The organism is Marinobacter psychrophilus (assembly GCF_001043175.1).
Classification (GTDB): domain Bacteria; phylum Pseudomonadota; class Gammaproteobacteria; order Pseudomonadales; family Oleiphilaceae; genus Marinobacter; species Marinobacter psychrophilus.
This window is the reverse complement of sequence record NZ_CP011494.1, coordinates 2,638,548-2,652,092: the sequence shown is the minus strand read 5'-3', so window position 1 is coordinate 2,652,092 and position 13,545 is coordinate 2,638,548. Positions and strand designations below refer to the sequence as shown.

Annotated in this window: 11 protein-coding genes; all 11 read left to right on the top strand. The window is 54.6% G+C overall.

Annotated elements, in window-relative coordinates:
• Positions 1-113 precede the first annotated feature (113 nt).
• The 11 genes from ABA45_RS11910 (at position 114) to pheS (ending at position 13,509) form a co-directional block, all read left to right on the top strand.
• Positions 114-458 (top strand): YeaC family protein, encoded by a 345-nt coding sequence (locus tag ABA45_RS11910; protein WP_048386377.1) that lies wholly within the window; start codon positions 114-116, stop codon positions 456-458.
• The gene (locus ABA45_RS11905) at positions 455-1,336 is read left to right on the top strand and encodes a DUF2797 domain-containing protein (RefSeq protein WP_084708337.1); all 882 of its coding nucleotides are present in this window, start codon (positions 455-457) and stop codon (positions 1,334-1,336) included. Before ABA45_RS11910 ends, ABA45_RS11905 begins: the two co-directional genes overlap by 4 nt.
• Positions 1,329-3,989, top strand: coding sequence for an aminopeptidase N (pepN, locus tag ABA45_RS11900; protein WP_048386375.1), 2,661 nt, complete (start codon positions 1,329-1,331; stop codon positions 3,987-3,989). Before ABA45_RS11905 ends, pepN begins: the two co-directional genes overlap by 8 nt.
• Positions 3,990-4,204: 215 nt before the next feature.
• The gene (locus ABA45_RS11895) at positions 4,205-5,389 is read left to right on the top strand and encodes a WD40/YVTN/BNR-like repeat-containing protein (protein WP_048386373.1); all 1,185 of its coding nucleotides are present in this window, start codon (positions 4,205-4,207) and stop codon (positions 5,387-5,389) included.
• A complete protein-coding gene (locus ABA45_RS11890) occupies positions 5,386-7,785 on the top strand; it encodes an efflux RND transporter permease subunit (protein ID WP_048386370.1) in 2,400 nt (799 codons plus the stop codon). Before ABA45_RS11895 ends, ABA45_RS11890 begins: the two co-directional genes overlap by 4 nt.
• Positions 7,786-7,977: 192 nt before the next feature.
• On the top strand, positions 7,978-8,961 hold the full coding sequence (locus ABA45_RS11885) for a TAXI family TRAP transporter solute-binding subunit (RefSeq protein WP_048386368.1): 984 nt from the start codon (positions 7,978-7,980) through the stop codon (positions 8,959-8,961).
• Positions 8,962-9,156: 195 nt separating this feature from the next.
• Entirely contained in the window at positions 9,157-11,082 is a 1,926-nt protein-coding gene (gene thrS / locus ABA45_RS11880; RefSeq protein ID WP_048386366.1) for a threonine--tRNA ligase, read from the top strand.
• A gap of 2 nt (positions 11,083-11,084) precedes the next feature.
• Positions 11,085-11,624 carry a translation initiation factor IF-3 gene (infC, locus tag ABA45_RS11875; RefSeq protein WP_084708336.1) on the top strand — a complete coding sequence of 180 codons (540 nt, stop codon included), beginning with the start codon at positions 11,085-11,087 and terminating at the stop codon, positions 11,622-11,624.
• Between the two features lie 97 nt (positions 11,625-11,721).
• On the top strand, positions 11,722-11,913 hold the full coding sequence (gene rpmI / locus ABA45_RS11870; RefSeq protein ID WP_048386363.1) for a 50S ribosomal protein L35: 192 nt from the start codon (positions 11,722-11,724) through the stop codon (positions 11,911-11,913).
• A 43-nt stretch (positions 11,914-11,956) separates the two neighbouring features.
• A complete protein-coding gene (gene rplT, locus ABA45_RS11865; protein ID WP_007351562.1) occupies positions 11,957-12,310 on the top strand; it encodes a 50S ribosomal protein L20 in 354 nt (117 codons plus the stop codon).
• 200 nt (positions 12,311-12,510) lie between these two features.
• Positions 12,511-13,509, top strand: a complete 999-nt coding sequence (pheS, locus tag ABA45_RS11860) for a phenylalanine--tRNA ligase subunit alpha (protein WP_048386360.1) — start codon at positions 12,511-12,513, stop codon at positions 13,507-13,509.
• Positions 13,510-13,545: the final 36 nt, after the last annotated feature.

The following is a 13,545-nucleotide window of genomic DNA, read 5'->3' as shown; positions in this document are numbered from 1 at the left end:
GAACGACCGTGTTGCTTGATGCCATTTGGTGAAGCAATGATAATCGTTATCGTTCTCATATGTCAAAGGTTATTGATAGTCTTTTTTAAAGCTTGTTTCAGGAGGTCTGTGTCATGACTTACGAAGAATTGATTGAACGGTTAGATCCGAACGTCTACCGCAGCCTGCGTCAGTCTATTGAACTGGGTAAATGGCCCGATGGCCGCAAAGTTAGCCGTGAGCAACGCTCCATCAGTCTGGAAGCGGTGATTCACTACGAAAATACCCACAACATGCCGGAAGAAGATCGCACGGGTTACATAGACCGCGGCGCCAAAGCCGGTACCGATTGCGACCCCACTGTGCGGATGCAGAAAAAAGTCGCCAAAAACGCTGCAAAAAATGACGCTGCAAATGGCTCTTTAAATGACAACAGCGATGACGACGGCTCCGAGCAATACACTGAGGTAAAGGTTTGAACCAGGCACCCGTAAATCCGGTGGACGTTAGTGGCCGCCTGCGCAAAATGCCCGCCAGTGCCGGCCATTCTATCGGCAATCCGGTGCAATACGAACTGCGCCTGGGTGATAATCATGTTGCACTGAACGAACTGATCGGCCAGCCCATTAGTATTGAATTTAACGGCATTATTCGCTGCATGAACTGCGACCGCGTCACCAAAAAAAGCTTCAGCCAAGGTTTCTGTTTTCCCTGCATGCGCAAACTGGCATCTTGTGACAGCTGCATCATGAGCCCGGAAAAGTGTCATTTTCACCTGGGCACTTGCCGCGAACCCGAGTGGGGGCAGGCCAACTGCATGGTTGAGCATGTAGTTTACCTGGCCAATTCGTCGGGTTTAAAAGTCGGTATCACCCGCGGCACCCAAGTTCCTACTCGCTGGATTGACCAAGGCGCAGTAGGCGCCATTCCCATGTTGCGTGTTGCCACCCGTCAATTGTCCGGTTTCGTGGAAGTAGCCTGCAAAGCCCACGTGGCAGATCGCACCAATTGGCGTACCATGTTGAAAGGCGAAACCACCGAGCTGAACCTGGCTGAAGAACGCGACAAACTGCTGGCCCTGGTGGCCGAAGAACTGGATGCCCTACGCGCAGAACACGGCGCAGACAGCATCCGCGCGGTGCAGGAACCGTCTCTGGGTTTAAGCTACCCGGTAGACGTTTGGCCACAAAAAGTAACATCGCACAATTTGGACAAAACACCCCGCGTGTCTGGCGTACTGCAAGGCGTAAAAGGCCAGTACCTGATTCTGGACACGGGCGTGATCAACATTCGCAAATACACCGGTTATCAAGTCCGCTTCTGCGCACCGGCGAACACGGGAGACAGCAATGCCTAGCAATCAGCCGCAAACCATTTACCTAAGCGATTACAAGGTGCCCGCCTATCTGGTAGACACCGCCGACCTGCGGTTTGAACTGTTCGAAGACGGCGCACGGGTGCACAGCACCTTGGCTTTTCGCCGTAACCCCGACTGCCAGGAAAACCAGGAAACTGGCGCGCCACTACAACTTCACGGCGACAGCCTGAAATTGGAAAGTCTGGTATTGAACGGTGAGGCTGTGGCCCCGAGCAACTACAACGTCAGCGACGAGCTGTTGACTGTTAACCAGGTGCCGCAACACTTCACTCTGCAAGTAGTCACCTGGATAGAACCGCAGAACAACACCCGTCTGGAAGGCCTGTACAAATCCGCTGCCATGTTCTGTACCCAGTGCGAAGCTGAAGGTTTCCGCTGCATCACTTATTTCCCGGACCGTCCAGACGTGATGGCCCGCTTCAGTACCCGCATCGAAGCGGATAAAACCGCCTATCCGGTGCTGTTGTCGAACGGCAACCCCGTCGAGCAGGGCGACCTGAGCGATGGCCGCCACTTCGTGACTTGGGAAGATCCGTTTCCGAAACCGGCCTATTTGTTTGCTCTGGTTGCCGGTGACCTGTTGGAAAAGCAGGACAGCTTCACCACTATGAGCGGCCGTAAGGTAGACCTGCGCATGTACGTAGAGCCGCGCAACTCTGAAAAATGCGAGTACGCGCTGGACTCCCTGAAACGCGCCATGGCCTGGGACGAACAAACTTACGGCCGCGAGTACGACCTCGACATTTTCATGATCGTTGCAGTTGATGATTTCAACATGGGCGCTATGGAAAACAAGGGCTTGAACATATTCAACTCCTCGTGCGTACTGGCCAGCCAGGAAACAGCGACGGATATGGCTTTCGAACGCATTGAATCCATTGTCGCCCATGAATATTTTCACAACTGGTCCGGCAACCGGGTTACCTGCCGTGACTGGTTCCAGCTCAGCCTTAAAGAAGGCTTTACTGTGTTCCGCGACACCCAGTTCTCTGGGGACATGGGCTCGGCCACGGTCAAACGTATTGAAAGTGCCACTGTGCTGCGTACCGCCCAGTTTGCCGAAGACGCAGGCCCCATGGCCCACTCGGTGCGCCCGGCGTCTTACATGGAAATCACCAACTTCTACACCTTAACCATTTATGTGAAGGGCGCCGAGGTGGTGCGTATGATTCACACGCTGCTAGGGCCGGATCTGTTCCGCAAAGGCAGTGATCTGTACTTTGAACGCCACGACGGCCAGGCCGTCACCACAGATGACTTTGTAAAAGCCATGGAAGACGCTTCAGGTCGCGATCTTGGCCAGTTCCGCTTATGGTACGAGCAAGCCGGTACGCCGCAGTTGGCGATCAGTGACGAGTACGATGAAAGCGCCGGCGTTTATCACCTGCACGTCAAACAAACCCTGCCGGACACCCCTGGCCAAACCGACAAACAGCCTCAGCACATTCCTTTTGCCCTGGGCCTGTTGGGCAGCCGCGGTGAGGCTTTGGCGCTGGCATTAAGTGCCGATGAGTTGGCCAGCGGCGACGCACCGCAAGAGCGCGTGCTGGAGCTCACTGAAGCCAGCCACAGTTTTGAATTTCACGGCCTCAGCGAACGCCCGGTGTCATCCCTGCTGCGGCACTTTTCAGCACCGGTGCGGGTGAGTTATTCGTGGACCCGCGAACAGCTGCTGTTCCTGATGAACCACGACTCAGACGGCTTCAACCGCTGGGACGCGGGCCAGCGCCTGGCCATAGACGTTATCCAGCAGATGATTGGCGCGCCAAAAGACGTCACCGTAGATGCTCGCCTGGTAGGCGCTTTTCGCCACTTGATCAGCGATGCCGATCTGGATCAGGCGCTGGTAGCCAAAATGCTGGTGCTGCCGACGGTGGCTTATCTGGCCGAACTGACGGATGGCGCCGACGTGCCTGCTATTCACCGTGCCCGCCGCCGGGTGTTGAAGCATCTGGCGATTGCCTTGCGCGACGAACTGGTGGCCTGCTACCGCCGCAACATCGACAGCGGCCCTTACCAACTTGGCCCCGAAGCCGTTGCCCGTCGCAGCCTGCGAAACACCGCGCTGGCCTGGCTGCTGCTTATTAATGACGAAGAAGGCCGCTCCCTCGGTTTAGGTCAGTATCGCGACGCCGACAACATGACCGACCGCATGGGCGCCCTGAAGGCGTTTGTGAACTCCGGTTACGACGACGATCGTGCGGCTACCTTGAACGATTTTTACCAGACCTTTCAGCACGACCCCCAAGTAGTGGAACAGTGGTTCTCGGTTCAGGCGGCCAGCCGTCGCACCGGGCAACTGTCACACATTCACGCGTTGCTGGAACACCCGGCGTTTGATTGGAAAAACCCCAACAAAATCCGCGCGGTGATCGGCGCCTTCGCCGGCCAGAACCTGGTGAACTTCCACAATCCGGACGGTTCTGGCTACCAGTTCCTAGCCGACCAAGTCTGCAAACTAGACGACAGCAACCCGCAAATTGCCGCGCGGCTCGTGAGCCCGCTGACCCGCTGGCGCAAATTCGCCCCCGAGTACAGCCAGCAGATGCAAGCAGCGCTAATGCAAATTCGCGACAAAGAAAACCTGTCCGGGGATCTGTACGAAGTAGTGTACAAGAGCCTGGCGGACTAGTCGTTTTAGCACAAGGGGACGGATTTCACCCAGGGGACGGATTTCAAATCCGTCCCCGCTTTACAAGTCCGTCTCCACTGTTTCCCTCAAATCCCCCGCTTCACCATAAAAATCGCACTTTCGGGCGATAGCAACTCGCTAGAAATACACTACACTCAACCTATTGCGGCGCTTTGCGCACACCAAATACAACAACATCAGCAATAGGAAATCGAATGGCCATACGCAACAGGCGTCCCATCTGCGCCTGCCCGGGATTTGCTGCAGCCATCAGCTTGGCCGCGCTTTGTGTTTTAACCCCCTCAACGGCATTCGCCGTCGCTGACTTACTGGAAACACCCGCTCGCAGCACCGAACTGGCCACGGTCAGTTTGCTCAACGATGTTGCGCGCGCAGGCGACAGCGAGCGTTTGGTAGCCGTCGGCGAACGCGGCCACATCATTTACTCTGATGACGGCGGCGAAAAGTGGACCCAAGCCAGCGTGCCGGTGTCGGTCACCCTTACCGGGGTTGATTTTGGCTCGGCCAGTCACGGCTGGGCCGTGGGGCACAGTGGTGCGGTGCTGCACAGCAGCGATAGCGGGTCTAACTGGGCCCTGCAGATGACAGGTATTCAGGCCGCCAATCTGGCGATTGCCGGTATACAGCAGGAAATTGAGGCGACAGAACAGCGCCTTGAAACCGCAGCCGAAGACGATGTCGGCGATCTGGAATGGGCACTGGACGACTTGGTGTTTGGCCTCGAAAACATGCAGGCAGATTTGTCGGTAGGGCCGGTGAACCCGTTTCTGGACGTGTGGTTTGAAGATGCAGACCACGGCTTTGTGATTGGCGCCTACGGCATGATTTTTCACACCGATGATGGTGGCAATGAATGGCAGGACTGGGCGCGAAAACTGGACAATGCCGATAAATATCACCTCAATGCCATCACCAAAATTGGTGGTGGAGCGCTGGTGATTGCTGGCGAAGCCGGGCAAATTCACGTGTCTGAAGATAACGGCATCACCTGGGATCGCCGCGACAGCGGTTACGAAGGCTCGCTGTTTGGCGTGACCGGCACTGGCAACAGCGGCGAAGCTCTAGCTTTTGGCCTGCGTGGCACAGTGATGCACACAACCGATAACGGCTTAAGTTGGGAACGCTTAAAAACGGGCTCTAGCGCCACCTTGAATGATGGCGCCAGCGCTGGCGAACGCCTGGTGTTGGTGGGGAACAACGGCACCTTGGTGATTCGCGACAGCGCCAATGCCGAGTTCAGGGAAACCCTACGAGCCGATCGCCTGGGCTTGATGGGTGTTGTGGTGAACGGCCCGCAGAGTCTGCTGCTGGTGGGTGAGGGCGGAGTAGTTCTGGTGGAAGGCGACGCAGGTATGGAAGAACAAGGGGCGGTTGAATGACAAATCCAAAGCATGCAAGAGGCGAACACTACCTCACTACACCCAAAGCCGAGCCCTTTCTGGAACGGCTGATTTTCAACAACCGCGTCACTATACTGGTTCTGTTCGCGGTGCTGACCGCATTTCTGGGCTACAACGCGGTTAAAATTCAGCCCGATGCCAGCTTCGAGCGGATGATTCCCCTAGAGCATCCGTACATTGTGAACATGTTGGAATACCGGGATGATTTAGAGAACCTGGGTAACTTCGTGCGCATTGCCGTGGCTACAAAAGACGGCAGTGATATTTTTACCGAAGAGTACATGGAAACTCTGCGCCAGATCACCGACGAAGTGTTCTATCTCAGCGGTGTTGATCGCAGCGGTCTGAAATCCCTATGGACCCCCAACGTGCGCTGGGTAGAAGTCACCGAGCAGGGCTTCCAGGGCGGCACCATAATTCCGGATAATTACGACGGCAGCTCTGCTGAAAGCCTGGAGCAGTTGCGCCAGAACGTATTGCGTTCAAGTGAAGTGGGGCGCCTGATATCCGACAACTTCCGCTCTACCATCGTGTACGCGCCGCTTTACGAAAACGACCCGCAAACCGGTGAACCGCTGAACTACGCTGCTTTTTCCCGCGAGCTGGAAGAGAAGATTCGGGACAAGTATCAGGCTCAGAATCCGAACGTTAGTATTCACATCGTCGGCTTCGCCAAAAAAGTCGGCGACCTGATTGAAGGTATTGGTGCGATTGCCTGGTTTGCCGGCATCACCATTGCCTTGACCACGCTGTTACTGTTCTGGTACTCCCGCTGCATCGCCGGCACTCTGGTGCCGGTGCTGACGTCCATTGTGGCGGTATTCTGGCAGTTAGGGGCGCTAAAAATACTGGGTTACGGGTTAGACCCGTATTCGGTGCTGGTGCCGTTTCTGGTGTTTGCCATTGGCATAAGCCACGGGGTGCAGCTGGTGAACGCCATGGCGGTAGAAGCTGCTCGCGGTTTTGATCCGCTCAACGCCGCTCGCCTGGCGTTTCGGGGCCTTTACATTCCCGGCATGCTGGCGCTGATTTCCGATGCCTTCGGCTTCTTAACGCTGCTGTTTATCGATATCGACGTCATCAAAGACCTGGCCATAGCCGCAGGCTTGGGCGTGGCTATCGTGATCATCACCAACCTGGTTCTGCACCCGCTGCTTATGTCGTACATCGGCATTACCGCCGGTGGTATTCGCCAAGTGCAAAAACAGGGTGAAGAAACCGATCGAAAATGGCGTCGCCTGTCAGCGTTTGCCAGCCCAAAAGCCGCGCCTATATCTGTGCTGATCGCACTGTTGGGCCTGGGCGTTGGTGTCTACCTCAAGCAAGACCTGAAAGTAGGGGATTTAGACCAAGGCGCCCCGGAACTGCGCGCCGATTCCCGCTACAACACAGACAACGCTTTCATTATCGATAACTATTCCACCAGTGCTGACGTGCTGGTGGTTATGGTGAAAACCCCGGTCGAACAGTGCACCCAGTACACCGTGTTGCGAGCCATGGACACCTTGCAGTGGGAGTTACAAAACACCCCAGGTGTGCAATCCACCGTCTCGTTAGCGGACGTGTCGAAGGTCGTCACCAAAGCGCTGAACGAAGGTAACTGGAACTGGTACGCCATTTCCCGCAACCAAACCATCATCAACGCTTCGATTCGTGACGCGCCATCCGGCTTGATCAACACCGATTGCAGCCTTACGCCCACGTTGGTGTTTCTGGAAGATCACAAAGCCGAAACCCTGAAAACCGTGGTGAACGCGGTGGAAGTTTTCGCTGCCAACAACAGTAACGAAGACCATACCTTCCTGCTGGCGGCGGGTAACGCCGGGGTAGAAGCGGCCACCAACGACGTCATCGCGAAAGCCAAAGACTGGATGCTGGTGTTCGTTTATGGTGTGGTCAGCCTGCTGTGCTTTGCCACCTTCCGTTCTTGGCGGGCAGTGCTTTGCATCGTGGTTCCGCTGGGGCTTACCTCTGTGCTGGCGGAAGCCATCATGGCCCTGAGCGGCATCGGCATCAAAGTGGCCACCTTGCCGGTGATAGCATTAGGTGTGGGTATAGGTGTGGACTACGGTATCTACATTTACAGCAAGCTGGAGAAATTTCTGCTGGAAGGTAAATCCTTGCAGGAAGCTTACTTTGAAACCCTGCGTTCCACCGGTAAGGCGGTGATATTCACCGGCATTACCCTGGGCCTTGGTGTGGTTACCTGGATTTTCTCACCCATCAAATTCCAGGCCGATATGGGCTTGCTACTGTTCTTTATGTTCATCTGGAACATGATTGGCTCTATCTGGCTGTTGCCGGCGCTGGCGCACTTCCTTCTGAAGCCGGAACAGATGCGCGAGAAAGCCCGCTTTGCAAGCGCTAAAAGCTAGCTGTGTAAACCGCCCTGGCAGGTCATGACAGGGCGGTTTTTTCTTTTTACTCAGGCGCGTGGTGTCCCTTCTGGTTAAAGTGGTTAGATTCTTTTATCCGGCTGGTGGGACTATGTTTTAATAGCTCGCCAAAAGCTGGATGTTCTCGTTTGCGGGGCTCTAAGGGTCATGACAGTAAAAAGGACAACTAAGATGACGGTGAAACTGAAAGTCTCCGTGTTGGCGATTACCGCGGCACTGAGCCTTGGCGGAGCCTCTGCCACGGTTTCTGCTCAAGAGCAGCGGTTCATTACAATCGGCACTGGTGGCGTTACCGGTGTGTATTACCCGGCCGGTGGAGCTATTTGCCGCCTGGTCAACATGGACCGTAAAGACCACGGCATTCGCTGCTCAGTTAAAAGCACCGGTGGTTCTGTCTACAACTTGAACGCCATAGCCCAAGGTGAGCTGGACCTGGCCGTCGTTCAATCAGACTGGCAGTTTCACGCTTACAACGGCAGCAGCCAGTTTGAGGGCGACGGCGCCAACAAAAAACTGCGCGCGGTTTTCTCCATGCACCCGGAGCCGTTCACCGTTGTTGCCAGCAAAAGCTCGGGAATCACCACCTTTGAAGGTCTGAAAGGCAAGAGAGTCGCAGTTGGTGACTCGGAGTCCGGGCAGCGTGCCACCGCCGAAACGCTGATGAAAGAAATGGGCTGGAAAATGGACAAATTCGCTTTGGCTGCCGAGCTGAAAGCGGCCGATCAGTCCCAGGCTTTGTGCGATGGCAACATCGACGCCTTCTTCTACACCGTCGGCCATCCATCAGGCGCGGTAAAGGAAGCCACCACTTCCTGCGATAGCGTTATAGTCAGCGTTGACAACAGCGCCACCAAAAAACTTATCAACAACTATCCTTACTACCGCAAAGCCATCATTCCCGGTGGCATGTACCGCGGTAGCGATGCAGACGTCACCACCTTCGGCGTTGCAGCCACTTTTGTATCGTCTACAGACGTGCCAGACGATGTGGTTTACCAAGTGGTACGCGCTGTGTTTGAAAACTTTGACAGCTTCAAACGCCTGCATCCTGCCTTTCATAATCTGAACAAAGAAGAAATGGTGTCAGATGCCTTAAGTGCCCCCCTGCATCCGGGTGCCGTCAGATACTACAAAGAAGCCGGCCTGATGCAGTAAGCACAATCCTTCAAGTAGGGGGCGGATTTAAAATCCGTCCCCTTTCTGCGACCTAAGCAGAACCCGCCATTAACCCGCCGGGTTCTTTTCTGTTAGAATCCGCACCAATCTCGGCACCGCGGTTTGTATCGTGGCGGCCATCCAAACAAGTGATCTCTGGTATAGATCACCGCTGAGCACTCTCAGGAGCACACCATGCCCGTAGTAACCCTGCCTGACGGCAGTCACCGAAGTTTTTCCGAAGCTGTCACTGTGCACGACGTGGCCGCCGACATTGGCGCCGGCCTAGCCAAGGCCGCACTGGCCGGTAAAGTCGACGGAACGCTTGTCGACACCAGCTACCTGATCGAAAACGACGCACAGCTGGCTATAATCACCGAGCGTGATGAAGACGGCCTTGAGGTTATCCGCCACTCCACCGCCCACCTGCTGGCTATGGCGGTTAAGGAGCTGTTCCCGGAAGCCCAGGTGACCATCGGCCCGGTGATTGACGACGGTTTTTACTACGATTTCAAATACGATCGCCCCTTCACCAACGAAGACCTGGCCGGTATTGAAAAACGCATGGCAGAACTGGCCAAGCAGGACTTGCCGGTTTCCCGCTCGGTTATGTCCCGCAGCGAAGCTGTAGAGCTGTTCAGCAGCATGGGTGAAGAGTACAAGGTTCGCATCATTGAAGACATTCCCGGCGCAGAGGACCTGTCATTTTATCGCCAGGGTGATTTCATCGACCTGTGCCGCGGTCCCCACGTGCCCAGCACCGGCAAAATGAAAGCCTTCAAGCTGACCAAGGTATCCGGTGCGTTCTGGCGTGGTGATACTAACAACGAACAGTTGCAGCGTGTCTACGGCACCGCCTGGGCCAATAAGAAAGACCTGAAAGCTTATGTGCATCGCATCGAAGAAGCCGAAAAGCGCGACCACCGCAAAGTTGGCAAAAAGCTGAACCTGTTCCATATGCAAGAAGAAGCCCCGGGTATGGTGTTCTGGCATCCGGACGGCTGGACCATTTATCAGAAAATAGAACAGTACATGCGCGATATCCTGCATCGCCACGGCTACCAGGAAATCAAGACGCCTCAGATTGTGTCCCGTTCGCTGTGGGAAAAGTCCGGCCACTGGGACAAGTTTAAAGAGGGCATGTTTACCACCGAGTCGGAAAAACACGACTTTGCCATCAAGCCTATGAACTGCCCATGCCACATCCAGGTGTTCAACCAAGGCCTGAAAAGCCACAAAGATTTGCCCCTGCGCCTGGCGGAATTCGGCTCTTGCCACCGCAACGAAGCGTCCGGTGCATTGCACGGTCTGATGCGCGTGCGCGGCTTTACCCAAGACGATGCCCACATCTTCTGTGAAGAAAGCGACATCCAGAACGAAGTGTCGAAATTCATCGACCTGTTGCACGAAGTTTACAAAGACTTCGGCTTCACCGAGATTTTATATAAATTGTCGACCCGCCCGGAAAAGCGCGTGGGTTCTGACGAAGTCTGGGACAAATCCGAAGCCGCTCTGGAACAGGCTTTGAACCGCGAAGGCGTGAAATGGGAACTGTTGCCAGGCGAAGGCGCGTTTTATGGCCCGAAAATCGAGTTTTCCCTGAAAGACTGCATCGGCCGGGTATGGCAATGCGGGACCATTCAGGTAGACTTCAGCATGCCGGGCCGTTTAGGCGCACAATATGTGTCGGATAACTCCGAACGCAAAACGCCGGTTATGCTGCACCGTGCGGTACTTGGGTCGTTTGAGCGTTTCATCGGTATTCTGATTGAAGAATACGAAGGCGCATTTCCCAGTTGGCTAGCCCCAACACAGGTTGCCATTCTCAATATCACCGATAATCAGCGGGAATATTGCGAGAATCTTGCAAAAAAGTGGGATTCTTTGGGCTTTAGGGTGAATGCTGACTTGAGAAACGAGAAGATCGGCTTTAAAATCCGCGAGCACACAATTAACAAGGTTCCCTTTCTTGTGGTTGTCGGCGACAAAGAAGTCGAGAACAACACCGTTGCGGTGAGAACCCGCAAGGGTGAAGATTTGGGAACACTATCGCTCGAAGCGTTCGAACAACTTCTGCAAGAAGATGTTGGGCGCAAGAGCAGAACCAAGTTGGAGAATTAATTATTAAACAGAGAACGAATCGGGGTGCGCGTACACCAAAGGCGCCAATCAATGAGAACATTGATGCAACTGAAGTCCGTCTGATTGACGCCGAAGGCGAGCAAGTGGGTGTGGTTTCAATCGCAGAAGCCCTCAGGATGGCAGAAGAGGCGACTCTGGATCTGGTGCAAGTGACAGATTCCGATCCGATCGTCTGTAAAATAATGGATTATGGCAAGAAGATCTTCGACGAGAAAAAAGCGAAGGCCGTTGCCAAGAAGAAACAAAGACAGACTCAAGTCAAAGAGCTTAAGTTCCGTCCAGGAACTGAAGAAGGGGATTATCAGGTAAAACTACGCAACCTGATACGTTTCCTTGAAGCCGGGGACCGCGGCAAAATCACTGTTCGCTTCCGTGGCCGTGAGATGGCACACCAAGAAATTGGTATGAAGCTCATGGAGCGCATTGAAGTAGACATGGAAGAAATGGCAACTGTAGAGATGCGTCCGAAAATGGAAGGCCGCCAGATGACCATGATTATCGCCCCCCGCAAAAAGAAGTAAGCCTTTCGTTGTTGCTCATCCCCTGCCAAAGGTGGGGGGTTTGCGTTTCAGGTTTACACTCGATGTATCAAAAAAACAGAATGCGGAGTTTTAAAAAATGCCGAAAATGAAAACGAAAAGTGGAGCAGCCAAGCGGTTTAAGAAAACTGCCACCGGCTTCAAACACAAGTCGTCCTTCACCAGTCACATCCTGACCAAGAAAAGCCCGAAGCGTAAGCGTCAGCTGCGTGGAACCAAGCTTATCTCAAAGTCGGACGTGGCTTCCGTAAAGCGCATGCTCGGAGTTTAGAGCACACGCACCTCAACGGTTTTTAAGGTAGAAGGATTATAGTATGGCTCGTGTTAAACGTGGTGTGGTTGCACGCCGTCGTCACAAGAAGATTCTAAAGCAGGCTAAAGGTTACTACGGTGCCCGTAGTCGTGTGTACCGCGTTGCCAAGCAAGCGGTTATTAAAGCAGGTCAGTATGCGTACCGTGACCGTCGTAACCGCAAGCGCGCCTTCCGCGCACTGTGGATTGCGCGTATTAACGCCGGTGCCCGTGCCAATGGCTTGTCTTACAGCCGTTTGATCGCTGGCCTGAAAAAGGCCAACGTGGAAATCGACCGTAAAGTTCTGGCCGACCTGGCCATGAACGAGCAGCAAACGTTTGCTGCGGTTGTTGAGAAAGCCAAAGCATCCTTGTGATCGCGTAAGCTCTATCATCGATCACGAATCGATCCGCTGCCAAGCATTAACGGCCTGGCAGCGTTTAATAGGGGAAGGGCACGCTCTTCCCCTATTTTTGTTTCCGGATTTCGTTTGTTTATAGACTTCACTTTTTATAGATTTCACCCGTTTATAAACGTAAAGGGTGACGTCTTCATTTCTGGTTTGGAGCAGGGTCAATGGAAAACCTGAAGCAGCTGGTTCAGGACGGGTTAGCGGGGGTTGCGAACGCCGACAACCTGCAGGCGCTTGATTACATTCGTGTGGAATACCTGGGCAAAAAAGGGGCGATTACCCAGCAGGCTAAAACACTGGGCAAGCTCTCTAGCGAGGAACGCCCCGCTGCGGGTCAGAAAATCAATGACGCCAAAAGCCAGGTAGAGCAGGCCATCAACGCCCGGCGCAGCGACCTTGAGCGCATCGCCATTGAAGCCAAACTGGCCAGCGAATCCATAGACGTAACCCTACCAGGCCGCGGCCAGGAACTCGGTGGTTTACACCCGGTTACCCGCACCCTGCAGCGCATTGAAGACTTTTTTGCCAGCGCCGGTTACAGCGTGGAACAAGGCCCGGAAATCGAAGACGACTACCATAACTTCGAAGCCCTAAACATTCCCGGCCACCACCCGGCCCGTGCCATGCACGACACCTTTTATTTTGATCCTGGAACCCTGCTGCGCACTCACACCTCGCCAGTACAGATCCGCACCATGGAAGCCGGTAATCCGCCGTTCCGCATGATCTGCCCAGGCCGCGTGTACCGCTGCGATTCCGACATGACCCACACCCCCATGTTCCATCAGGTGGAAGGGCTGTTGATTGAAAAGAACGTCAGCTTCGCCGACCTGAAAAGCACCGTGGAAGCGTTTTTGCGGGTGTTCTTCGAGCGCGACCTGAAAGTACGTTTCCGCCCGTCTTACTTCCCGTTTACCGAGCCCTCGGCGGAAGTAGACATCGAGTGGGGCCGTGAAGCCGACGGCAGCATCAAGTGGCTGGAAGTCATGGGCTGCGGCATGGTGCACCCGAAAGTGTTCGAGCACTGCGGCATAGACGCCGAAGAATACCGTGGCTTCGCCTTTGGCATGGGCGTGGAACGCCTAGCCATGCTGCGCTATGGCGTCAACGACCTGCGCATGTTCTTCGAGAACGATCTTCGCTTTCTGCGCCAGTTCCGCTAAATACCCTCTTGAACCGGGACGGCACGCCAGCCAAAA